A 24,428-nucleotide genomic window follows, 5' to 3' on the forward strand; every position below is an offset into this window, starting at 1 on the left:
TGCCCGTTATCGGCATCGGCCCAAGGTCATCCCTGTCAAGGGGTGGCCTTTTTGCATATGTATGGAGATGCCGGGCATTCAGCTCTCAGGGGCCGCATGTCAGGCCGGATTGAGTACCATGGGCCCCTATGAGCGCATTTGTGGATCAGGTCACCGTCCATGTCAAGGGTGGCGACGGCGGCAATGGGGCGTCCTCCATCCGCCGCGAGAAGTACAAGCCCCTGGCCGGGCCCGATGGGGGCGACGGCGGCCAGGGCGGCTCGGTCATCCTTCAGGCCGACGCCAACGCCACCAGCCTGCTGGACTACCGCTTCCTGCCGCACCGCCAGGCCGAGTCAGGCACCATGGGTCTGGGCGGCGACAAGGATGGCAGCCGTGGCCAGGATCTGATTCTGCCGGTGCCGGTGGGTACCGTGGTCTTCACTGCCAAGGGAGGCCAAGGCGAGCGCAAGCAACCGGGCGAGCGTCTGGCTGACCTGGCCCATGCGGGGGACCGGTTCGTGGCGGCCCAAGGCGGCGTGGGCGGCCTGGGCAATCGCTCCCTGGCCACCAAGGCCAGGCGGGCTCCCGGCTTCGCCCTGCTGGGGGACCCCGGTCAGGAGCGTGACCTGGTGCTGGAGCTCAAATCCATCGCCGACGTGGCCCTGGTGGGTTTCCCCAGCGCAGGCAAGTCCAGTCTGGTGGCAGCCATGAGCGCGGCCAGGCCCAAGATCGCCGACTATCCATTCACCACCCTGGTGCCCAACCTGGGCGTGGTCCAGGCAGGGGAGAGCCGCTTCACCATGGCCGACGTGCCAGGGCTGATCCCGGGAGCCTCCCAGGGCAAGGGCCTGGGGCTGGAGTTTCTGCGGCACATCGAGCGCACCGAGATCATCGCCCACGTCATCGATTGCGCCACCCTGGAGTCTGATCGGGATCCCATGAGCGACTATCGGGCCCTGGAAGAGGAGCTGTCCCGCTATGCCGACCGCCTGGAGCTTCCGCTGGGGGTCATCCCCATGGCCGAGCGGCCCAGGGTGATCATCCTCAACAAGGCCGATCTGCCGGAGGCTCGCGAACTGGCCGAATTCGTCCGTCCCGACTTCGAAGCCCTGGGCCTCAAGGTCTTCATAGTCTCCACAGCCTCGCATCAGGGCCTCAGGGAACTGGGCTACTACCTGGCCGGTCTGGTGGATCGGCTACGCAGGCAGCTGCGGGAGCAGCAGGAGGCCAGGCAGGAGGAGCGTGTGGTCATCCGCCCCCTGGAGCGGCGGCGCAGGAATGCCGACCAGTCCGGAGACTTCACTCTTGAGCGGCATCAGACCCGATCCGGGCAGACCTGGTTCAGGGTCTGCGGTGCCAAGCCCGAGCGCTGGGTTCGCCAAACCAACTTCGACAACGAGGAGGCCGTGGGCTATCTGGCCGACTGCCTGGCCCGAATGGGTGTGGAGGATGCCCTGCGCAAGGCCGGAGCCAGACCAGGTGACGAGGTCCGCATCGGTCCTGGCGACGATGCGGTGGCTTTCGACTGGGACCCGAGCGTGGCGGCCGGTGCCGAAATGCTGGATGGCACCCCCCAGGTGGCCCGGGGCCGCGACCTGCGGCTGGAGGAGAGCCAGGGGCTCAACCGCCGCCGCACCAACAGCGAACGCCGCCGCCAGTACCATCAGATGATGGACGCCAGGCAGGCGGTGCGTCAAGTCATGGAGCAGGAACGGCGCCAGGGTCACTGGGCCGATCCCTCCGTGGATGACGATCCCCACGACAGGCAGGGCCTGCTGGGGCGCGGGGATACGGATACCGCCAGTTCGGAAGAGGCCGGGCAATGACCGACGGGGAGGAATCCGACGAGGCCGCGGTCCGTTCCCGTGTGGCCCAGGCCCGCACCATGGTGGTCAAGGTAGGTTCCAGCTCCCTGACCGATCCCCACGGGCATCTGGACCTTGGCCGCCTGCGTTCGTTGGTAGGCGCCCTGGCCTCGGCTGCTGTGGATGGCGCCCGCCTGGTCCTGGTCACCTCCGGGGCCATCGCGGCCGGCTTCGGCACCCTAGGGTTTGACCAACGCCCCGGTGACGTGGCCACCCAGCAGGCTACGGCCTCAGTGGGCCAGGGTCTGCTCATGGCCCAGTACGAGACTGCCTTCGCCCGTTATGGCCTGCGTGTGGGCCAGATCCTGATCACCGCCCGTGACACCACCCATGCCGTCCAGTACCGCAACGCCCGGCGCACCCTCTGCCGTCTGCTGGATCTGGGGGTCATCCCCATCGTCAATGAGAACGATGCCCTGGCCAGCAACGAGATCCGTTTCGGCGACAACGACCACCTTTCGGCCCTGATCGCCAACATCGTCAGCGCCGATGCCCTGGTTCTGCTGACTGACGTGGACGCCCTCTACTCCGAACCCCCATCCCGGCCAGGGGCCCGCAGAATCGGCTTCGTGCCCGATGTGGCGGCCATCATGGACCAGGTGGATGCCCAGGGGTCCGTCTCCGGGCTGGGGACCGGGGGCATGTCCACCAAGCTGGAGGCGGCGCGGATTGCTGCGGCCTCCGGCATGCCTGTGGTGCTGACCCGCGCCGACCTTGCAGGTCCTGCTCTGGCCGGCGACAGGGTGGGCACCCTCTTCGCCCCCATCCGTCCGCGGGGCTCCTCGCATCGGCTCTGGATCAAGTTCGCCTCCCGTCCCAGGGGCGGCTATCTGGTGGATCAGGGGGCTGTCAAAGCCTTGCGCGGCGGTCGGGCCAGCCTGCTGGCGGCTGGTGCCAGATCGGTCCAGGGCGAGTTTTCGGCCGGGGATCCGGTCTGGATTCACGATGAGTCCGGTCATCAGGTGGCCAAGGGCCTGTCCGGCTACGATTCCGAGGAGGCCCAGGACATGCTGGGCCTCAACACCAAGGAGCTCCGCCGCCGACTGGGCGCCCACTATGCCCACCCGCTGGTGCATCGGGACTCTCTGGTACTGGTCTGAGCACAGCCCTGGGGGTGCTGGGCGGTAGCATGGCAGCATGACTATGGCGCAATGGCAGACCCTGAGCAGACGCATAGACGCAGTGGCCCCCAGTGCCACTCTGGCCGTGGATTCAAAAGCCAAGGCCATGAAGGCCCAAGGCATGAATGTGATCAGCTTCGGCGCCGGCGAACCCAACTTTCCCACGCCTGACCACATCGTGCAGGCGGCGGCCCGCGCCTGTCTGGACCCGCGCAACCACCGCTATACGCTCACGGCTGGTCTGCCCCAGCTGAAGCAGGCCATCGCCGACAAGACCCTGCGCGATTCGGGCTATCGAATCGACCCGGATCAGGTGGTGGTCACCAACGGCGGCAAGCAGGCCGTCTATGAGACCTTCCAGATCCTGCTGAACCCCGGCGATGAGGTCATCATTCCCGCCCCTTACTGGACCAGCTATCCCCAGATGGTTCTGCTGGCTGGCGGCCATCCGGTACCGGTGCTCAGCGGAGCCGATCAGGGCTATATCCCCAGCCTGGAGCAGCTGGAGGCGGCCCGAACCGAGCGCACCCGTGCCATCATCCTCAACCTGCCCGCCAACCCAACCGGGGCTGTCTGGGACGCCGGCCTGGTGGCTGCCGTGGATCGCTGGGCCATCGAACACCAGATCTGGGTGATCAGCGATGAAATCTATGAGCACCTGACCTACCAGGGGGCGCATACCCCCTATCCGGGCGCTCTGGTGCCTCAGGTACGCGATCAGCTGATCGTGGTCAACGGCGTGGCCAAAACCTATGCCATGACCGGCTGGCGGGTGGGCTGGCTGGTCGCCCCCCTGCCGGTGGCCCAGGCGGCTGCCAAGCTTCAGGGGCATATGACCTCCAACGTGGCCAACGTCTCCCAGCAGGCGGCCCTGGCTGCCCTGACCGGGGGCCTGGAGGACGTGGAAGCCATGCGGTCGGCCTTTGCCCTGCGTCGGCGGGCCATTGTGGATGCCCTGAACGCCATGGAGGGGGTGACCTGCCCTGAGCCTCTGGGCGCCTTCTACGCCTTTGCCGACGTGACCGGTCTGCTGAATCGGCCAGTGGGCCCGCAAGGCACGGTCTGCGCCACCTCGGGTGAGCTGGCCGAGGTCATCCTGGAGCAGATCCAGGTGGCGGCCGTACCAGGCGAGGCCTTCGGCGCGCCCGGCTGCCTGCGTTTCTCCTACGCGCTGGCCGACGATGACCTGGCCGAGGGCATGAGGCGCCTTGGGGCCTGGGTCAGCGCCTGATCCGGCTCCTGGGCGAAATGCTGTGGAGGCAACACGGTTGGACGCAATCCGCCCTTTAGGCTAAACTTGCGATTTGGCGGTTTTTCCTCCCGGTCGAGTAGGCTGGTGGGAAGTTCCGATAGGGAAGTGGCGCAATTGGTAGCGCAACGGTCTCCAAAACCGTAGGTTGTGGGTTCGAGTCCCGCCTTCCCTGCCAAGGCTTGCAGCAGATGATGCAGAACAAACGAAGGACGGATGACCATGGCACAGAAGGATGGGGCTGAGGAAGCCAGGCCGAACTTCTTTATGCGTATCGGGCTCTTCATCAAGCAGGTCATCGATGAGATCCGCAAGGTGGTGACTCCCACGGGCAAGGAGCTGGTGGGCTGGTCCGTGGCGGTTTTCATCTTCGTGCTGCTGCTGATGATCTTCGTAACCGTAATGGACTTCGGACTGGGCAAACTAGCCTTCCTGATATTCGGCTGAGCTGTGACAAGGTAGAAGGTGGAGTGATCCATGAGTGATGATCTGACCAGAGAGGGACTGGACCCCGATCAGGCCGCTGAGTCGGTCCCGTCGGCATCCGATGATGCCCCCACGCAGGAGGATGCCCAGGTCCAGGATCAGCAGCTCGGAACCTCTTCGGAGCAGGCCGAGCAGGACAGCACACCCGCCGAATCCGCCCAGGCCAAGGACACTCAGGACGATTCTTCCGATTCCGGCGACCAGCCCGACCAGGAGGATCCCGGTCAGCGTGCCGTGGACGAGTTCTCTAAGAAGCTGCGCACCCTCGAGGGCAAGTGGTATGTTCTGCACACCTACTCCGGCTACGAGAAGCGCGTCAAGGCCAACGTGGAGTCCCGCGTAGCCTCCTTCGGCTTGGAGGACAAGGTCTTCCAGGTGGAGATTCCCATGGAGGAGGTCGAGAAGCACACCGACAAGGGCAAGAAGGTCGTCACCCGTGTGCGTGTGCCTGGCTACGTGCTGATTCGCATGTGGCCCGACGAGAACGCCCGCCGCATCATCCGCGACACCGAGGGCGTCACCGGATTCGTCGGCCCCAGCAAGGAGCCGGCCCCGCTGACCCGCAAGGAGGTCGTCCAGATGATGGCCCCCATGATCGCCTCCGAGGCCCTGAAGGCCGCTGGCGACAAGCCCGAGGCCGCCAAGAAGCGCACGGTGGAGGTCTCGTACGCCGTTGGCGAGCAGGTCACCGTCACCGAAGGGCCTTTCGCCACCATGGCTGCCGTGGTCTCCGACGTGGAGCCCACCACCCAGAAGCTGACCGTTCTGGTTTCCATCTTCGGCAGGGACACCCCTGTGGAGCTGGGCTTCGACCAGGTCGAAAAGATCGCCTGAAAGCCTTCGGTCGGTCCTCGGTCGATGCGATAATCATCAAGCTTGTGCTCTCCTGTGGAGCGCATTTGGAAAGAACAGGTTGCGGGAGGGGATCCATGGTCTCCGACATCACCGCTTCGTAGAAAGAAGAACCAGCATATGGCTGCAAAGAAGAAAGTCACCGCGCTGATCAAGGTGCAGATAGAGGCCGGCAAGGCCAACCCCGCGCCCCCGCTGGGCCCCGCACTGGGCTCCCACGGCGTGAACATCATGGACTTCTGCAAGCAGTACAACGATGCCACCAAGGACAAGATGGGCCAGGTCATCCCCTGCATCATCACCGTCTACGAGGATCGTTCCTTCACCTTCATCACCAAGACTCCGCCGGCAGCTGACCTGCTGCGCAAGGCCGCCGGTGTCTCCAAGGGTGCCGGCAACCCGCTGACCACCAAGGTGGGTTCCGTCACCAAGGCCCAGGTCCGCGAGATCGCCCAGACCAAGATGGAGGATCTGTCGGCCCGTGACGTCGAGGCCGGTATGAAGATCATCGAAGGCACCGCCCGTTCCATGGGCATCACCGTCACCGACTGAAATTTTCGTTGTGAGCGGTAGGGCATACGCTTGCCCGCACCGCGACTGCTGATAGGAGAAGCAGATGACCAAGCGTTCCAAGAAGTACCGCGAGGCGGCCGAGAAGGTCGATCGCACCAACCTGTACACCCCCGAGGAGGGTATCGCCCTGCTCAAGAGCATGCCCAAGCGCGGGTTTGACGAGACCGTAGAGGCCGTCTACCGCCTGAACGTGGATCCCCGTAAGGCCGACCAACTGGTCCGCGGCACCGTCAGCCTGCCGAACGGCACCGGCAAGACCGTACGCGTCCTGGTCTTCGCTCGTGGTCCCCAGGCGACCGCAGCCGCCGAGGCCGGAGCTGACGAGGTGGGCGACGACGAGCTGGTGACCAGGGTCGCCGGCGGCTACCTGGACTTCGATGCCGTGGTGGCTACCCCCGACATGATGGGCAAGGTCGGCCGTCTGGGTCGTGTCCTGGGCCCCCGTGGCCTCATGCCCAACCCCAAGACCGGCACCGTGACCATGGATGTGGCCAAGGCGGTCACCGAGATCAAGGCCGGACGTATCGAGTTCCGTGTGGACAAGAACGGCAACCTGAGCTTCCCCGTGGGCAAGGTCTCCTTCGAGCAGCAGGCTCTGGAGGAGAACTTCCACGCGGTCGACGAGGAGATCAAGCGCCTGAAGCCGGCCACGGTCAAGGGTCGCTACATCACCAAGGCCACCGTTACCACCACCATGGGCCCGGGCGTTCCCCTGGACATCGCGGTGCTCTGAGCCGGTTCGGCTGATACTTCCAGGGCGGGAGACCTTCGGGTCCCCGCTCTTTTTATATCTTGGCCAGGTGCCAGTCAGTCGGCGCCCGGATGCGACCTGCGGATTCTGCCGATGATCAGGGCCGCTTGGAGGACGAAGGATTCTCGGGGGTCCATGGCATCCCAGCCAGTTACTTCCACACAGCGCCTGAGCCGGTAGCGCACGGTGTTGGGATGGATGCCCAGCTTCTTGGCGGTGACCTCAAGCGAGTTGCCCGAGCGCAGGAAAGTGAGCAGGGTGGTCGGCAGGGGCCCGTCCGGATCCTGGCCGGTCAGGCTCAGATAGACCTCCTGGTAGAGCTGGTCGGCAGCGTCCCCGTCCCCGTTCAGGGCTCGTTCGGGCAGCAGGTCGTCGGCGTGCAGTGGCCTGGGCAGGGCGGCGGTGATGGGGTCAGCCACTGCCGGGGCTGCCGCATGCGTGCTCAGGGCGGCTCGGATGGAGGCTCCCGCACCGGAGATTCCATGGTGGAAAGGTCCCAGGCAGACAGCTGACTCATCGGCGAAGAAGCGCAGGATGGATGCGCAGAAGTCGGCCGGGGTACCCGACCGGTTGGGATCGATCAGAACCACCATGAGCCCTTCGTTCTCGCCCACCAGCGCCCTGCCGCCTTGACGGGCCACCGTGGTGTGGATAGGCTGGCGGGCGTTCTCCATGCCCTGTCCCTCATCGTTGCCTTGGGCCTCGCCAACGACGGCGAAGCAGTCGAATTCGGTCGGCCAGCCCAGCCGGGCCAGATCGTCAACGGTCCGTGTATCCGCCGTTTGCTCAATCAAATGCCGGATGATCCTGGACTCCGTTGTGGCCTTGCGTCCGTTTCTTGCCTCGGCCAGGTCGGCATAGAGAGCGGCTGCTGCGGTGGCGGCATGACGGGTGTAGACCAGCGTGGACCGTTCCTCCTCGGCTCCCATGGTCCGGCCGGCCTCCTCAAGCATGTCCAGAATGACCTGGGTCAGCTCCATGGCCCGGTGGGGGCCCAGGCTCCGGGAGAGCTCGGCTGGGACGGGGGAGGGGACTTCGCTGTCTTCCGCGCCTTGGGAGTCAAGTCGGGAGCGCAGGTCGTCCAGGGCTGTTCGAACGGCCCCTTCCAAGGTTCTGCGTCCATCGGCGGGCAGGGACCTGGTCCAGGGCAGCGCCTCATCCAGATGATCCAGCGTCTTCAGGAGAATCTGCTCCATGGCGGCACCGGATGCGGCAGGTACCTGGCGAGCCTGCTGCGCCTCGGCAGGGTCTTCGTCCGGCGGTCTGGACCGTTTCGACTTGCCGATCATGACGGCCGGTCCATCAGATTTTCGGCGCGGGCACGGCGGCTCTGCCGGACCATGTCCAGGATCAGGAAGGGCACCACCATGTCCACCGGCAGCATGTGCCGTTCGAAGTTGTTGGCCGGGGCGGTGATCATGACCCCCATGATCAGCAGGAGGGGGAACCAGCACAGGACCCCGCGCCAGTGACCGGCCGCCAGGCGGGCGACGATCAGCAGCAGGGCGGCCACCACCCAGAAGTTGGCCCGTGCCACCAGGCCCAGCAGGGGGGTGTCGGCCCAGGTCCTGACGAATCCGGTCACCCCGTTGCGCCAGTCGTGGCACCAGGCCGCCAGCCAGGAGCCCGAGTTCTGCACATAGCCATTGTTGAGGTAGTAGGACATGGCCACGTAGGCAGGGTCGCCGGGGTCGAAGTAGCCGTAGGCCTCGGCCATGAAGGCGTCCAGGTAGATCACCGGATTGCGCAGTCCCACCTGGAGCCAGGCCCGGTTGAGACGGGATATCTGCTCGGGCGTGACGGTCCTCCAGCGATAGACGATCAGTTTGGGCTGGTTGCCCGAGGACTTGACCCGGTCGGCCTCCCAGGGGGTGTATTGGATGGCGGCATTGTCCAGGTCCATGATGGGCTCAAGATCAGCCCTTGCCTGGGCCGGAATCCCCTGGGGGTTGCGCTGGGCCACCCGGGCGATCTGCTGCAGCTGGATGCTGCGGCTCTCCACAGGGTCACCTTGGATGACCGTCCCCGTGGCTGTCAGGGCTCCGGTCACCCCTGTGAACAGGACCAGGGGCAGCAGGAGTCCTATCAGGATGGTGGCCCATTGGCGACGGCGGATGATCAGAGCCAGGACCAACTGGACCAGAACAATGTAGAGGGCGTACTTGGCGCTGATCAGCATGATCAGGGTGCTCAAGGCGAGGCCGGGCCGCAACTTTGCCGCCTGGCTGGCGTAGAGCGGCGAGTCCTTGTCCCCTGACTCCAGCTGGCGCCAGATGCCGAACCACCAGATGAAGGCGAAGGCGAAGAGGGGGGACTTGGTCAGGCTGAAGGTGCTGAAGACCACGAAGGGGGAGCAGAGGAAGAAGAGCATGACCAGGGTGCGGGCCAGGGCACCGACGTGTTCGGTTCCGCTGCCGCGCAGGAAGCGGTCGGCGGTGACGGCGCAGCAGAAGGCCGCAAAGATCACCTGCAGCCCTGCCAGGAGCACGATGCCCGCGTCATAGGATCCGGTCAGATGGTTGGAGGCCATGATGGTCATCCCGTAGACCAGGGTCAACACCATGTTGTGCTGGTCGGTCAGGAAGACCGGGTGCCCTGGCAGCAGATAGTGGCCGATGGGGTAGACGTCCATCTGGGTGAAGGCATTGCCGCCGTAGGGGGGCTGATCGCCCTGCAGCTGAGCCAGGAAGTTGGCGCATTCCTGGGCCTGCGCGTACAGGTCGGCCCCATAGGCGGCCAGCAGGGTGAGAAAGGCCCAGGCCCAGCCCAGCAGGAGCAGACGCATGATGGGCCGCCAGCCGCTGGTTTGCCGGGTGATGAAGACCGCGTAGGCACGCATCCGTGGGCGCTGTGCCAGGGAGGTCAAGCGCTGCGACATCCGGAGGGGTGCGCCGCCCAGCAGGATCCGGCGGCAGGCCAGGACCAGGGCCAGGCAGATAGCCAGGGTTCCCAGCATGATCAGCACCTGGGCCAGGCCAACCTGTGTCAGCGAACCCTCTTGACGGTAGATGGGGCCCAAACCAGTGCAGAAAGCGATCCAGAGGCAGGCCAGCAGGGCCAGGACCAGGCCGACGGCCCGAGATGCGCGGGATCCAGGCCTTCCGGTCTGCAAGGCCGAAGTCTGAACAGGTTGTTCGCCCGCCTCTCTCGGTTGCGTCCTTCCGCTGTCTGCGCTCAAAAGAACCCCTTTCGCGGGTCGTGCCTGGTCTACGGCTTCCCCATTTTATCCAGTGCCCATCCGAGGATGCGCTCAAAGCTGTCCAAGGGTCTCCTGTGAAAAGATACAAAAACCGGCCGCCGCTTTTGTGGATGGTTCGCTACCGGGGCTGACCCCTTGTGCCGTATAGTGGAACGCGTGCCTCATCAGAATATCAAGTGGCAGCCATCGGCATCGCTGGACAGTGGCGTACTCTCCTCGATCGTGGTGCTCGACACCGTCGATTCGACCAATACGCTCGTGGCTCATGCTCTGGAAGCCTCGACGTATTCGGATGCGCGCGACCGGGTCGAGCGGCTGTTTGGGGGCGGTGAATCGACAACGAGCACGGAGACCGTGAAGGGACTGGCCTCTGGCACATGGGGAAAAGCCGAAAATACGCCTCGAAAAAATGCCCGTCAGGGTGTTTCTACGACTACACGGTACGAGGGAAGAGTCGCAAGTAAAGGTATTCGGCGATGGCCGGGCGCCGGGGGGAGCACCATGCCGCTGAGCGTAGCGGTTGCCGATGCGCAGTCCCGGTGCCGCGGTCGTCTTGCCCGAACCTGGGTCAATCAGCCCCGACGCTCCCTGCTGGCCACGTGGGCCCTGCCGTTGCCCACCAGTTTGCTGACTGGGCCCTTTGGCGGATGGATGCCCATGGTAGCGGGGCTGGCTGTTCTGGAAGGTCTGCAGGATGTGCTTGCGTACCATGGCTGCCGGCTGGCCGACGGCGGCGACCCTGAGGGGGTCCTGGCCCTCAAGTGGCCCAACGATCTGTTCTGCCGCGGGGCCAAGCTGGGCGGCATTCTCTGCGAGCTGGTTCGGGTGGATCAGGACTGGTCGGCCCTGGCTGTCGGCATCGGCATCAACCTCTTGCTACCCCGGCAGGTGCTGCCTATTGCGGAGTCCACCTCCCTGCAATTCCACTACCAGGACCTGCCCGACTACCAGACCCTGCGCGACGACCTGGTCGATGCCATCAGCTGGCACCTGAGCGGGGAGATGGCCCCCCTTGGCTTTGACGGGTCGCTGGACAGGGCCTTGAACGGGCCGCAGGGGCTGCGCTCGCGGATTGCCGCGCTCAGCTGGACGCTGGGCAGGCGGGTCAGGGTCGTCCCCGTAGCCGGTGAGCCCGTGGAGGGCCGTGCCCTGGAGATCAATCCGGATGCCTCCCTGCGGGTGCGGTTGCCCGACGGCAGCCAGGTTGACGTGTCCACGGCCGATGTGGGCGTCCTGCCTGAAGTGGCCGTTGTGGGAGCCTAATTCCTGCCTTGTTCATGCTTTTCGTCAGTCCAATCGCCCTTGATCAACCAGTGAGGAGAGGGGAATGAAAAAACTGCTGATCGCCAACCGCGGCGAAATAGCCTTGCGGGTCGTGCGCACCGCCCAGGAGATGGGCATCGCCACCGTGGCCGTCTATGCCGACCAGGATCGGGACGCCCCCTATGCCCAGATGGCGGACGAGGCCTACCTCTTGCCTGGGGACACCAATATGGAGACCTATCTGAACGAGGACCTGATCGTCTCCATCGCCCGACGGTCAGGCGCTGACGCCCTCCACCCGGGCTATGGCTTTCTGTCTGAGTTCTCCTCCTTCGCCCGCAAGGTGATCGAGGCGGGCATCACCTGGGTGGGTCCGGCCCCGGAGGTCCTGGATGAACTGGGCGACAAGATCACCGCCTGCAAGGTGGCCGAGAGGGCCAGAGTGCCCGTGGTGCCAGGCCTGAGCGAACCCGTCACCGACATGCGCCCCCTGCTGGACTTCGCCGACGAGCACGGCTATCCGGTCATGATGAAGAAGGCTGACGGCGGCGGCGGCCGGGGGATCACCCTGATCAACGACAGCGACGAGCTGCGCACCTTCTACATGAACCATGATGCCCTTCAGGGCGGCGACCTGGGCGACTACTTCATCGAGAAGTTCGTGGACCGGGCCCGGCATGTGGAGACCCAGTCCGGCAGGGACAGCCACGGCCAGTTCACCGTCTACTCCACCAGGGACTGCTCGGTCCAGCGCCGTAACCAGAAGCTGGTGGAGGAGGCTCCTGCGCCCTTCCTGTCCGACGACGTGATCGCCCAGCTGGAGGGATTCTCCCGCCGCTTGTTCGACACGGTGGGCTACGTGGGCCTGGGCACCTGCGAGTTTCTGGTCACCCCCAGGGACGATGTCTACTTCATGGAGGTCAACCCCCGGCTGCAGGTGGAGCATACGGTCAGCGAGCAGGTCTGCGGACTGGACCTGGTCCGCGAGCAGCTGCGGATCGCCGACGGCGGCTCCCTGAACGTGGCGCCCCCGCCCCGCGGCCACAGCTTCGAGCTGCGCATCACCAGCGAGGATCCGGCCACCAATCTGACGCCCAGCTCAGGGACCATCGAGTCGATTCAGTGGCCCTCCGGCCCCGGCATCCGCGTGGATTCGGGCGTCGAGGTGGGCGACACGGTCTCGCCCAGGGACGACTCCATGATGGGCAAGCTGATCGTGACCGCCCAGGACCGTCCGGCGGCCGTGGCCAGGGTTCGTCGGGCCCTGCGCGAGATGAGCATCAGCGGGGTCCCCACCCCGGCCGGCCTCTTCCAGAAGATCTTCACCAACCCCGAGTTCACCGCCGAGGACGGGCACTCCTTCGATGTGTCCACCAAGTGGCTGGAACGGGTCTACCTGAACGTGGAGCCTGCCTCCAACGGGAGCGGCCAGCCCGCCTCGGTCTCCGGTGCTTCGGCCCAGGAACAGGATCGGGACAGCGATCCCATGGAGACCTACAACGTGGAGATCGACGACAAGCGGGTCAGGCTCGCTCTGCCCCAGTCGCTGCTGGGCGGCATGGGCGGCGTCGGCGGCCACGGCGGCATTGCCCGGCCCCGGCAGCCCCTGCGTGGGCGCGGGCTGCGGGATCAGGAGCCCGGCGCACCCCGGCAGGATGCGGCCCGGTCCGGCGTCATCGTGGCCACCATGCAGGCGGTGGTCACCCGCATCAACGTGGCCCCCGACCAGGAGGTGGACAAGGGCGACCTGCTGGTGGTGCTGGAGTCCATGAAGATGGAGAACTACGTCTATGCCCCGGCCAAGGGCCGTGTGAAGACCATCGACGTGTCCGTGGCACAGGGGGTGGATCCGGGCCAGACCCTGGTCACCCTGGATCTGGGCGGGGAGGAGCAGGCATGATCGTCACCGAATCCACCTTGGGCTCCCAGCCGGTGCGCCAGGGCATCCATCGGGCCGCCGCTCTGGCCAAACAGGCCGAGGAGCACGCCCGAGACCGGCAGCATGCCAAGGGCAAGCAGACCGCCCGTGAGCGCCTGGATCTGCTCTTCGACAAGGACACCTTCGAGGAGGTGGGACGCTTCGCCGGCGGTGACATCGCCGGGGACCGGGCGGGCTCTGCGGTCATCACCGGCTTCGGCCTGGTCTACGGGCGCAAGGTCGGCGTCTACGCCCAGGACTTCTCCGTTCGCGGCGGCACCCTGGGCCGGGCCGAGGGCGAGAAGATCTGCCGGCTCATGGACATGGCCCTGCGGATCAAGGTCCCCATCGTGGCCATGATCGACTCGGGCGGCGCCCGCATCCAGGAGGGTGTGGCCGCCCTGACCCAGTACGGCCGCATCTTCCGCAAGACCTGCCAGGCCAGCGGCTTCGTCCCGCAGATCTCCCTGATCCTGGGCCCGTGCGCAGGCGGTGCCGTCTACTGCCCGGCCCTGACCGACCTGATCATCATGACCAAGGAGAACTCGGACATGTTCGTCACCGGTCCCGATGTGGTCAAGGCGGCCACCGGCGAGACCATCAGCATGGACCAGCTGGGCGGCGGCTACGTGCACAACACCCGTTCCGGCGTGGCCCACTACCTGGGCGAGGACGAGGCCGACGCCATCGACTACGCCCGGACCGTCCTGGCCTACCTGCCTGCCAACAGCGACCAGGAGCCTCCCCGGTACGCCTTCATCTCCGGCCATGCCGAGCGCCAGGCCGCCAAACGCCTGGCCACGGTCATTCCCGAGAACGACCGGCAGCCCTACGACGTGCTGGATGTCATCCACGCCATCGTCGACTACGGCGAGCTGGTCCAGGTCCAGGAGCTCTACGCCCGGTCCATCGTGGTGGGCTTCGCCTGCCTGGAGGGCCGGCCGGTGGGGATCGTGGCCAACCAGCCCATGGTGGATGCAGGCAGCCTGGATGTGGAGTCATCTGAGAAGCTGGCCCGATTTGTCCGCCTCTGCGACGCCTTCAACCTGCCGGTCATCACCCTGGTGGACACCCCTGGCTACAAGCCGGGCTCGGACCAGGAGCACGCCGGCATCATCCGTCGTGGGGCCAAGGTCATCTATGCCTACGCCAACGCCCAGGTGCCTATGGTCACCATCGTGCTGCGCAAGGCCTTCGGCGGCTCCTACATCGTCATGGGCTCCAAGGCCATCGGCGCGGACCTCAATTACGCCTGGCCCTCCTCGCAGATCGCCGTGCTGGGGGCCCAGGGCGCGGTCAACATCATCCACCGGCGCGACCTGCAGGAGGCCAAGGAGGCCGGCCGGGACGTAGATGAGCTGCGCAACCGGCTGGCCCAGGAGTATGAAACCAGCACCGTCAACGCCAATCTCTCCCTGGAGATGGGCGAGCTGGACGCCATGATCGACCCGGAGCAGACCAGACCGGTCCTGATCCAGGCCATGGACCTCCTGGCAGACAAGCAGCGCGTCAGGGTCAACGACAAGCACCACGGCAACCAGCCTCTATGAACTTCCCCTCGTCATTATCAGCAATCCCCAACTCTCTATGAATAGGACATCATGACCAGTACATTCTTCATCAACCGTCTCGCCGAGCAACCGCACGCGCTCATGTTCGCCGGCCAGTCCAACCCCTGGACCGTGGCCTTGGCCGATCTGCAGGGCGATCCCGACATCGACAGGTCTCTGAGGGAGCGGATGGCGGCGGCCACCGACCTGCTCAGGGCGGTCAAACCCGACCTGCTGGCCACCAACGGCCGTCAGCTGGACCTGTTCGGCTACAAGCCTGACCCGGTCAGACTGGGACCGGCCGCCGACGCGGCTGTCAGCGTGCCCGGCATCGCCCTGGTGCAGCTGGGCGCCCTCATGGACATGGACCAGCTGGGCTACGATGCGGCCCAGGCCCGTCCGGTGGCCCTGCTGGGACACTCCCAGGGCATCATCGGCGTCCACATGGTTCAGGAGATCCAGGCGGCTGGGTCCCTCAAGGCCGCCCAGGGCGCCATCGACCAGATCCTGGCCACTGCTATGCTGATCGGCGCGGCCGGCACCCGCCAGGCCCGTCGTCTGGGCATTCACCGCCAGGGTGAGGCCACCCCTATGCTCTCGGTGCGCGGCGCCACCCGCCGCCAGGTGGAGGTTCTGGTTGACCGGGTGCCTGGCGCTCGCGGCCCCATCAGCGTGGCTGTGACCAACTCGGATCGCAACCTGGTCCTGTCCGGCTATCCGGAGGATCTGGCCGCCTTCGCCATCGAGGCAGGCAAGGAGAGCGAGCACCAGCGCCAACTGCGCGAGGACAAGGTCCGTGGCGGAACCGCCTTCTCGCCGGTTCTGGAGTACCTGGATGTGACCCTGCCCTTCCACTCGCCGCTCATGAAGGAGGCTGTGGATCTGAGCGTGGACTGGGCCTCCCGCTGCGGTCTGGACACCGGGCGTGCCCGGGTCCTTGCCGAAGAGGTTCTGCTCAACCATGCCGACTGGGCCGGCCGGATCGCCGAGGTCATGGACCAGCAGGATGCCGCCTCCCTCTGGCTGGTGGATCTGGGCCCGGGCGAGACCCTGGGCAAGCTGGTGGACAACCTGGTCCAGGGAACCGGCGTGGGCGTGGTCGAGGCCTCCAACCAGGCCCGGCGCGCGCAGCTGTCCACCATGGAGGAGGATCCGGCCAGGACCCAGGACTGGTCCAAGCTGGCCCCCCGTCTGCTGGAGACCCCTGCCGGTCCCCGGGTGGAGACGGCCTTCAGCCGGTTGACCGGCAAGCCCCCGGTCATGCTGGCCGGCATGACCCCGACCACCGTGGAGCCCGAGATCGTCGCTGCGGCCGCCAATGCCGGCTACTGGGCCGAGCTGGCCGGCGGCGGCCAGGTGACCGCCGAGGTCTTCGACCGCCATGTGTCCCAGCTGGAGGACCAGCTGCAGGAGGGCCGCACGGTCGAGTTCAACGCCATGTTCATGGACCGCTACCTGTGGAATCTGCAGTTCGGCAGTCAGCACATCGTGCCCAAGAAGCGCGCCTCCGGCACCCCCATCGACGGGGTGGTCATCTCTGCCGGCATCCCTGAGCTGGACGAGGCCGTGACCCTGATCCATCAGCTCAACGAAGAGGGCTTCCCCTACGTGGCCTTCAAGCCCGGCACGGTGGATCAGATCCGCCAGGTCGTGGCCATCGCCCGCAAGGTCGCCCCCACCCATATTCTCATGGAGGTAGAAGGCGGAGCCGCTGGCGGTCACCACTCCTGGGAGTCCCTGGACGACCTGCTCTCGACCACATACGCCGAGGTCCGCGCCTGCCCCAACATCGTTCTGGTGGCCGGCGGCGGCATCGGCACCCCTGAGCGGGCGGCCGACTACATCAGCGGCCAGTGGTCCCGCGCCTACCACCTGCCGGACATGCCCGTGGACGGCGTCATGATCGGCACAGCGGCCATGACCGCCAAGGAGGCCCACACCAATCCCGAGATCAAGCGGGCTCTGGTGGCCACCCCCGGCATCGACAGCTCCACCCCTGATCCGGATCCCTTCGCTCCCATGGGCGAGAAGTGGGTGCCCAGCGGCAAGTCCGTGGGGGGCGTGGGCTCCGGCCTGAGCCACCTGCACGCCGACATCTACGAGATGGAGAACTCCTCCGCCGAGTGCGGCCGCCTGCTGGTCCGGGTCATGAAGCATCCGGAGGAGCTGGAGACCCGCCGCGGGGAGATCATCGAGGCCCTGAACAAGACCGCCAAGCCCTACTTCGGCGATCTGGAGACCATGACCTACCAGGACTGGGCCCAGCGTTTCGCCGACCTGGCCTACCCCTGGGCAGACGACACCTACATCGACCGTTTCCTGCACCTGCTGCGGCGCATCGAGGCCCGTGTCTGCGAGCGTCAGAGCGGCGAGTTCGACTCCATCTTCGCCTCCAGGCAGGATGTGGCCGAGCCGGAGCAGGCGCTTCGCCGGCTGCATGAGGCCTACCCCCAGGCAGCCGAGCTCAAGGTGGTGCCCACCGATGTGGCCTGGTTCCCTGTTCTGGTGCGCGAGTACCCCAAGCCCATGCCCTTCGTGCCGGTCATCGACAACGATCTGCTGCGCTGGTGGGGTCAGGACCAGCTCTGGCAGTCCGAGGACCCCCGCTACGGCGCCGACTCGGTCAGGGCCATCCCCGGACCCATCTCCGTGGCAGGCATCACCACGGTGGACGAGCCGGTAGCCTCCATTCTGGGACGGTTCGAGCAGGCGGCCATAGGCCGGGTGCGCGACCTGGGCAGCGGTCCCGCCAAGGCCTACAGCCAGCTGGCAGGCGCTGCTGATGCGCAGGAGTTCATCCGCCGCAGCCCAAACATCTCCTGGGTGGGCCATCTGATGGCCAATCCGGCCTACGGGACGGCCATGGACGACCCCAACTACACCATCACCGCCACCGGCCAGGACGACCTGGGCGAGCACTACGACCTGGACATCCATCTGGACACCTACTGGGACGACGACCCCGACGGCGGCCTGGACCGGCATGCGGTGCGCCACATCGTCGTGCCGCTGACCATCAAGAGCGACCAGGTCGGCCTCTTCCCGGTAGTCGACCGCACCCGCCTGCCCAAGGACGTCTACGCCTTGCTGGCCGACACTGCCGGCATCGGCAACACCACCATCACCGGCGACAAGCTGGCGGCCATGCCTGCCATCGAGAAGGACGATGACCCCGAGCACCCCTTCGGCCTGGCCCACAGCGGCTACACTCTGGCAGCCAACTTGGGCTTCGACCATGAGGCGGCCACCGGGGGCGCCCTGCCCGATGCGCTGATCCCCTCCGGCTTCGCCCCCGACGCGCTGGTGGGCCCGGCCTGGCCGGCCATCTATGCAGCTCTGGGATCCGTCTATGTGGATGGCTTCCCCATCATCGAGGGCCTGCTCAACGCCGTCCACCTGGACCATCTGATCGAGCTGGAGGTCAGCGAGAAGCGCCTGCTGGAGCATACCGGCCAGCGGATCGAGCTGACCAGCTGGGCCGAGCCCTACCAGGAATCTTCCTCCGGCCGGGTGGTGACCATCCATGTGGTCCACGCTGCCCAGGACGGGACTGTGCTGGCCCGCGAGGTCGAGCGTTTCGCCATCCGTGGCCGCGCCTACAGCGACCAGCTGCCCCAGGAGGCTCCCGAGTACGGCGGCATCAGCGCCGACACGGTGGACACACCCCGCAGGCTGCTGCGCCGCGTCACCGTCACCGCCCCCAAGGACATGACCGCCTTCGCCCGCACCTCCGGGGACTTCAACCCCATCCACACTTCTAAGCGAGGTGCCGCGGTCTCGGGCCTGTCTGCGCCGCTGGTGCACGGCATGTGGCTGTCGGCCACCGCCCAATACGCGGCCCAGGCCACCGACGAGCAGGGCGTCCACTACGAGATCGCCGGATGGACCTACAACATGTACGGCATGGTTCAGCTGGGCGACAAGGTGGAGATCAGCCTGGAGCGCGTGGGCAAGGTCCGCCATAGCGGCCTGGTCCTGGAGGTCACCTGCAGGATCGACGGCCAGCTGGTCTCCCGCGGCACGGCGATTGCTCGTGCCCCAAGAACCGCCTACGTCTATCCTGGCCAGGGAATCCAGCAGCAGGGCATGGTCCTGGACGAGCGGGCCAAGTCCCCGGCCGCCCGTGAGACCTGGGAACGGGCCGATGCCCTGACCCGCAGCAAGCTGGGGTTCTCCATCCTGGCTGTGGTGCGTGACAACCCGCACACCCTGACGGCCAAGGGGGTCACCTACCACCATCCGGAGGGTCTGCTCAACCTGACCCAGTTCACCCAGGTGGCCCTGGCCACCGTGGCCTTCGCCCAGACCGCTCGCCTGCGCGAGTCCGGCATGGACATCTGGCCCGCCTACTTCGCCGGCCACTCCCTGGGCGAGTACAACGCCCTGAGCTCCTTCGCCGGGGTCATGTCCCTGGAGACGGTTCTGGAGCTGGTCTTCCACCGCGGTTCCACCATGCACTCCCTGATCGAACGCGACGAGCAGGGGCGCAGCAACTACCAGATGGGCGCCCTGCGTCCCAACCAGTTCGGCGTGGGCGACTCCGGGGTCAAGCAGTATGTGGAGTCCGTATCCAAGGAGTGCGGCGAATTCCTGGAGATCGTCAACTACAACCTGGCCGGCCAGCAGTACGCCATAGCCGGAACCATCTCCGGTCTGGAGTACCTGCGTGCCGACGCCAACCGCCGGGCCAAGGAGGCGGGTGGCAAGCCGGCCTTCATGTACGTGCCCGGCATCGACGTGCCCTTCCACTCCACACTGCTGCGCAAGGGTGTGCCCGAGTTCCGCGACACCCTGGATGCCCTGCTGCCCGAGCACATCGACTACTCCCGCCTGGAGGGTCGCTACATACCCAACCTGGTTGCACGGCCCTTCCAGATGACCAAGGAGTTCGCGGCCTCCATCCTGGAGGTGGTTCCTTCCGAACGCATCAAGCAGGCTCTGGACGATCCTCGGGTCTGGGACCGGTATGCGGCCGACGACCAGAAGCTGGGCCGTCTGCTGCTGACCGAGCTGCTCTCCTGGCAGTTCGCCTCTCCTGTGCGCTGGATCGAGACCCAGGCGATCATGTTCGACGCCCCCGAGCAGGGCGGCCTGGGCGTGGAGCAGCTGATCGAGGTAGGGCTGGGCCACTCGCCCACTCTGGCCAACCTGGGCGCCAAGACCCTGAAGCTGCCAGACTTCCGCGAGCGTCACGTGAGCGTCTACAACCTGGGCAGGGACGAGAGCCGGGTCTATCTGACCGACACTGATCCCATGGCCCCGGTTCAGGAAGAGCCCGCAGCTCCGGTCAAGGAATCCAACCCTGAACCTGCTCAGGCTGCTGCGCCCGCGCCTGCCCCTGCAGCAGCCGAGGACTCGGCCCCCGCTCCGGCCCCGGCGACCGGCGGCCCATCGGGTGCCGATGTGGCCGACCTGCCCTTCAAGGCCTCGGATGCCATCGCTGTCCTGCTGGCCTACTCCACCAAGATCCGCCCCGAGCAGATCGGGCAGACCGACACCACCGACACCCTGACCAACGGCGTCTCCTCCAGGCGCAACCAGCTGCTGATGGACATCAGCTCCGAGCTGGGCGTGGCCAGCGTGGACGGCGCCGCCGAGGCCAGCATGACCGATCTGAGCGCCCTGGTGAACAAGGTGGCCCCCAATTATCGGCCCTTCGGCCCGGTGCTCTCCGACATCGTGCGTGAGCGCATCCGCGACCTCTTCGGCCCCTCCGGCCTCAAGCTGCAGCAGGTGGAGCAGCGGGTCTCCGATGTCTGGCAGCTGGGTGCCGGCTGGGTCTCGGCCACCGTGGCCAGCCTGGTCCTGGACACCCGCCAGGGCGCCTCCTCGCGTGGCGGCGACCTGGCGCTCCTGCCCACCGAGGCTGTCTCCACTGTGCCTGCGGCCAATGCACTGATCGATCAGGCCGTTCAGCAGGTGGCCCAGCGTCACGGCGTCACGGTCTCTATGCCCTCTGCAGGCGGTGCTGCTGGCGGTGCTGTGGTCGACTCCGCTGCCCTTGATGCCTTCGCTGCTCAGGTGACTGGCTCTGAGGGTGTGTTGGCCTCTACTGCACGATTCCTCCTGGACAAGCTGGGGCTTAAGCCTCCGACCGTCCAGCCTGGCGAGAATGAGGACGCTGCCGTCGTGGCCGCCGTCGATGCCGAGCTGGGCAGCGACTGGCCCGAGCAGGTGGCGCCACGGTTCGAGGCCTCGCGCGCCGTCCTCTTCGACGACCGCTGGGCCAGCGCCCGCGAGGATCTGGCTCACATCTACCACGAGCATGATGACGACCGCAGCGGCCTGAGCTTCGTAGGAGCCGGACGCGAGGTCCACGATCAGGCCGTCTGGTACGCCGAACAGGCGCGCAACCGTGGCGAGCAGGATCTGGCCCGGGTCTTCAGCGGCATCGCCGACCAGGCCATGACCCCAGCCGACTCGGACCAGACCACCGCACGGTTCGCCAAGGACGTAGCCGTGGTCACCGGCGTGGCTCCCAAGTCCATCGCGGGATCGCTGACTGCCGGCCTCCTGGAGGGCGGGGCAACGGTCATCGCCGTCTGCCACTCCCTGAAGCCCCAGACCGTCATCTGGGCCCGCGACCTCTACCGTCGCCATGCCGTGAGCGGTGCCCGTCTCTGGATCGTGCCCGCCAACCTGTCCAGCTACCGGGATGTTGATGCCCTGGTCGACTGGGTCGGCAACGAGCAGCGCAAGACCACGGGAGCCACGACCACCGTGCTCAAGCCCGCCTACGAGCCCACCCTTTTGCTGCCCTTCGCAGCCCCTGCCATGCACGGGACCATGGCCGACTCGGGCCGGCTCTTCGAGTCCCAGGCCCGGCTCATGCTCTGGAGCCTGGAACGCCAGATCGCCGGGTTTGCCGGCATCGGGGCGGACACCGATGTCGACCACCGTCTGCATGTGGTCCTGCCTGGCTCGCCCAACCGCGGCATGTTCGGCGGGGACGGAGCCTACGGGGAGGTCAAGGCCGCCCTGGATGCCATCGTCAACCGGTCCCGCCCCGAGCAGGACTGGTCGGGCCGGGTCACCTTCGCCCATCCGCTGATCGGCTGGGTCCGGGGCACCGGGCTCATGGGCGGCAATGATCCGCTGGTCCGGGTGGTAGAGCGCCACGGCATCCACACCTACTCCACCGGGCAGATGGCTGATTCCCTGCTGGAGCTCTGCACTGTAGAGGCCCGCCACCAGGCTCTCCAGGCCCCGCTCCAGGCCGACCTGACCGGCGGCCTGGGCTCCAGCCCGCTTGACCTCAAGGCCCTGAAGGCCGAGGCTGCCCAGGACGACGATCCGTCGACACCGACTCCAGCCGGAAAGTCCGGGGATGCATCCGCAGATGCCGACAAGGACCCGGACCGGGTCATCAAGGCCCTGCCCACACCTCGTGTGCCTGCCCAGGCCCCGGTGGATCTGCAGGACTGGCAGGGCGTGACCGCTCGGCCCGAGGATCAGATCGTCATCGTCTCCATCGGCGAGATGGGTCCCTGGGGCTCCGGCCGCACCCGCTTCGAGGCCGAGATGGGCATCCACTCGGATGGCCAGGTCGACCTGAGCGCCGCAGCCGTCCTCGAACTGGCCTGGAACATGGGTCTGGTCGAATGGCAGGACAGCCCCAAGCCGGGCTGGTACGACACTGATGGCGAGCTGGTGCCCGAGCAGGACATCGCCGAGCGCTACCACGACCAGGTGGTGGCCCGCTCCGGCATCCGTCCCTTCGACGACGGCATGGGCTCCGATTACCGCCAGGGCACCAATGAAGAGGAGGTGGATGTCTTCCTGGATCACGACGTGGCCTTCTCGGTGCCCACCAAGGACATGGCCGAAGAGTACGTGGCCCAGGATCCTGACCACACCAGCATCGCCCGCGACGAGCAGTCCGGCGAGTGGACCGTCACCCGCCTGCCCGGCTCCCGCATCCGCGTGCCGCGCCGGGCCACCATGTCCAGGACCGTGGGCGGCCAGTTCCCCAAAGGCTTCGACCCGGTCAAGTGGGGCATCCCCGCCTCCATGGTCGGGGACGTGGATCAGATCGCCCTCTGGAACATCGTGACCACCGTGGATGCCTACCTGTCGGCCGGATTCACCCCGGTGGAGATCCTGCAGGCCGTGCACCCCTCCAAGGTGGCCTCCACCCAGGGGACCGGCTTCGGCGGCATGGCCTCCATGCGCAAACTCTACCTGGACCGCTTCCTGGGCAAGGAGATCCCCACGGACATCCTTCAGGAGGCCCTGCCCAACGTGGTGGCCGCGCACGTCATGCAGTCCTACATCGGCGGATACGGCAACATGGTCCAGCCGGTCTCGGCCTGCGCCACGGCTGCAGTCTCCCTTGAGGAGGGCGCTGACAAGATCGCCCTAGGCAAGGCGGACTTCGTGGTCACGGGCGCCATTGACGACATCGGCGTGGAGTCGGTCATCGGCTTCGGCAACATGAACGCCACCGCCGATTCCGCCGAGATGTACGCCAAGGGCATTCAGCCCCGGTTCTTCTCCCGGGCCAACGACCGTCGGCGCGGCGGCTTCCTGGAGTCCCAGGGCGGCGGGACCATCCTGCTGACCCGGGGCGACATCGCTCTGCGCATGGGTCTGCCTGTGGCTGGTGTGGTCGGGTACATCCACTCCTTCGCGGACGGCGCCCACACCTCCATCCCCGCACCCGGGCTGGGGGCGCTGGCCGCCGGCATGGGCGGCAAGGACTCGGATCTGGTGCGCTCGCTGGCCAAGCTGGGCGTGAGCCCCGACGACATCGCCGTGGTCTCCAAGCATGACACCTCCACCAATGCCAACGACCCCAACGAGTCCGAGCTGCACAACACCCTGGCCCACGCCATCGGGCGGACGGACGGCAACCCGCTCTACGTCATCTCCCAGAAGAGCCTGACCGGCCATGCCAAGGGCGGCGCCTGCATCTTCCAGATCAACGGGCTCACCCAGCTCTTCCGGTCCGGGGTCATCCCGGCCAATGCCTCCCTGGACTGCGTGGATCCGGTCCTGAGGCGCGACGACCATCTGGTCTGGCTGGAGCAGCCTCTGAAGGTGGGCAGGATCAAGGCTGGGCTGGTTACCTCCCTGGGCTTCGGCCATGTCTCCGGCATCGGGGTCATCGTCAGCCCAGGAGCCTTTGAGGCAGCCGTGCTCCAGACCTCCGGCCAGGAGGCCGTGGACGAGTGGCGTCGCCGGGCCAACGACCGTCTGGCTGCTGGCCAGCGCCACCTGGAGGAGGGCCGCATGGGTCGGGCCCCGCTCTATGAGCCCATCGACAACCGTCGCTTCCATGAGGACGGCCACGGGTATGTGGGCCACGAGATTGAGAAGGCCATGCTGCTGGATCCCCAGGCCCGCCTGGGTGCCGACGGCTACTACGACCGGAGCTGAAAGCGGCGTGAACCAGCTGGACTTCCGTCTGAAGCAGTAGGCGGGAGTCCGGTGAGGGAACAGTCATTGCGAAGATCGGGGAGGTGGGCCAGACGGCTCGCCTCCCTTATTATCTCGCCATTGGGTGCCGCTGTCCCTTGTCTTCATGCCTTATGTACAAGGGCTCCCTTGCAGGTATGCGAGCTATCTGGTCGTCAGGACTTATTGGTCATTGGAGCTGTTGTAATGGCTGTGCATAAGG

12 protein-coding genes, 1 tRNA gene and 2 pseudogenes are annotated in these 24,428 nt (G+C 66.5%); 13 read left to right on the forward strand and 2 right to left on the reverse strand.

Annotated features, from left to right (window positions below; all coding sequences use genetic code 11):
• The first annotated feature begins 128 nt into the window (after positions 1–128).
• From obgE to rplA, 8 genes are all read left to right on the forward strand, one after another.
• The gene (gene obgE, locus FPK30_RS01430; protein ID WP_144084994.1) at positions 129–1,808 is read left to right on the forward strand and encodes a GTPase ObgE; all 1,680 of its coding nucleotides are present in this window, start codon (positions 129–131) and stop codon (positions 1,806–1,808) included.
• Positions 1,805–2,947 carry a glutamate 5-kinase gene (proB, locus tag FPK30_RS01435; protein ID WP_144084995.1) on the forward strand — a complete coding sequence of 381 codons (1,143 nt, stop codon included), beginning with the start codon at positions 1,805–1,807 and terminating at the stop codon, positions 2,945–2,947. Before obgE ends, proB begins: the two co-directional genes overlap by 4 nt.
• Before the next feature lie 43 nt (positions 2,948–2,990).
• On the forward strand, positions 2,991–4,199 hold the full coding sequence (locus FPK30_RS01440) for a pyridoxal phosphate-dependent aminotransferase (protein WP_186279339.1): 1,209 nt from the start codon (positions 2,991–2,993) through the stop codon (positions 4,197–4,199).
• Between the two features lie 120 nt (positions 4,200–4,319).
• Positions 4,320–4,395 (forward strand) — tRNA-Trp (locus FPK30_RS01445).
• Between the two features lie 44 nt (positions 4,396–4,439).
• Positions 4,440–4,664: a preprotein translocase subunit SecE gene (secE, locus tag FPK30_RS01450; protein WP_024626851.1), complete on the forward strand. Its 225-nt coding sequence runs from the start codon at positions 4,440–4,442 to the stop codon at positions 4,662–4,664.
• Between the two features lie 30 nt (positions 4,665–4,694).
• Positions 4,695–5,537: a transcription termination/antitermination protein NusG gene (gene nusG, locus FPK30_RS01455; protein WP_144084997.1), complete on the forward strand. Its 843-nt coding sequence runs from the start codon at positions 4,695–4,697 to the stop codon at positions 5,535–5,537.
• Positions 5,538–5,675: 138 nt separating this feature from the next.
• Positions 5,676–6,107 (forward strand): 50S ribosomal protein L11, encoded by a 432-nt coding sequence (gene rplK / locus FPK30_RS01460; protein ID WP_015022451.1) that lies wholly within the window; start codon positions 5,676–5,678, stop codon positions 6,105–6,107.
• A 64-nt stretch (positions 6,108–6,171) separates the two neighbouring features.
• Positions 6,172–6,861: a 50S ribosomal protein L1 gene (rplA, locus tag FPK30_RS01465; RefSeq protein WP_029678147.1), complete on the forward strand. Its 690-nt coding sequence runs from the start codon at positions 6,172–6,174 to the stop codon at positions 6,859–6,861.
• 74 nt (positions 6,862–6,935) lie between these two features.
• Here rplA and FPK30_RS01470 read toward each other — a convergent pair whose 3' ends face one another.
• Together FPK30_RS01470 and FPK30_RS01475 are read right to left on the reverse strand one after the other, a co-directional pair.
• Positions 6,936–8,168: a PucR family transcriptional regulator gene (locus FPK30_RS01470; RefSeq protein ID WP_144084998.1), complete on the reverse strand. Its 1,233-nt coding sequence runs from the start codon at positions 8,166–8,168 to the stop codon at positions 6,936–6,938.
• Complete coding sequence (locus FPK30_RS01475; protein WP_144084999.1) at positions 8,165–10,057, reverse strand: DUF6020 family protein; 1,893 nt, start codon at positions 10,055–10,057, stop codon at positions 8,165–8,167. The genes FPK30_RS01470 and FPK30_RS01475 overlap by 4 nt, the downstream gene beginning before the upstream one ends.
• Positions 10,058–10,234: 177 nt before the next feature.
• Between FPK30_RS01475 and FPK30_RS01480 the strand changes: the two genes are divergently transcribed.
• The 5 genes and pseudogenes from FPK30_RS01480 to FPK30_RS08335 form a co-directional block, all read left to right on the forward strand.
• The gene (locus FPK30_RS01480) at positions 10,235–11,341 is read left to right on the forward strand and encodes a biotin--[acetyl-CoA-carboxylase] ligase (protein ID WP_144085000.1); all 1,107 of its coding nucleotides are present in this window, start codon (positions 10,235–10,237) and stop codon (positions 11,339–11,341) included.
• 64 nt (positions 11,342–11,405) lie between these two features.
• Positions 11,406–13,241, forward strand: a complete 1,836-nt coding sequence (locus FPK30_RS01485) for an acetyl/propionyl/methylcrotonyl-CoA carboxylase subunit alpha (RefSeq protein ID WP_144085001.1) — start codon at positions 11,406–11,408, stop codon at positions 13,239–13,241.
• Positions 13,238–14,809 (forward strand): acyl-CoA carboxylase subunit beta, encoded by a 1,572-nt coding sequence (locus FPK30_RS01490; protein ID WP_144085002.1) that lies wholly within the window; start codon positions 13,238–13,240, stop codon positions 14,807–14,809. The genes FPK30_RS01485 and FPK30_RS01490 overlap by 4 nt, the downstream gene beginning before the upstream one ends.
• A 51-nt stretch (positions 14,810–14,860) precedes the next feature.
• A pseudogene (locus FPK30_RS01495) lies at positions 14,861–22,097 on the forward strand (fatty acid synthase subunit beta domain-containing protein); the annotation flags it as partial.
• A 74-nt stretch (positions 22,098–22,171) separates the two neighbouring features.
• A pseudogene (locus FPK30_RS08335) lies at positions 22,172–24,187 on the forward strand (beta-ketoacyl synthase N-terminal-like domain-containing protein); the annotation flags it as partial.
• Positions 24,188–24,428: the final 241 nt, after the last annotated feature.

It is taken from the genome of Bifidobacterium apousia (genome assembly GCF_007559275.1).
GTDB lineage: Bacteria > Actinomycetota > Actinomycetes > Actinomycetales > Bifidobacteriaceae > Bombiscardovia > Bombiscardovia apousia.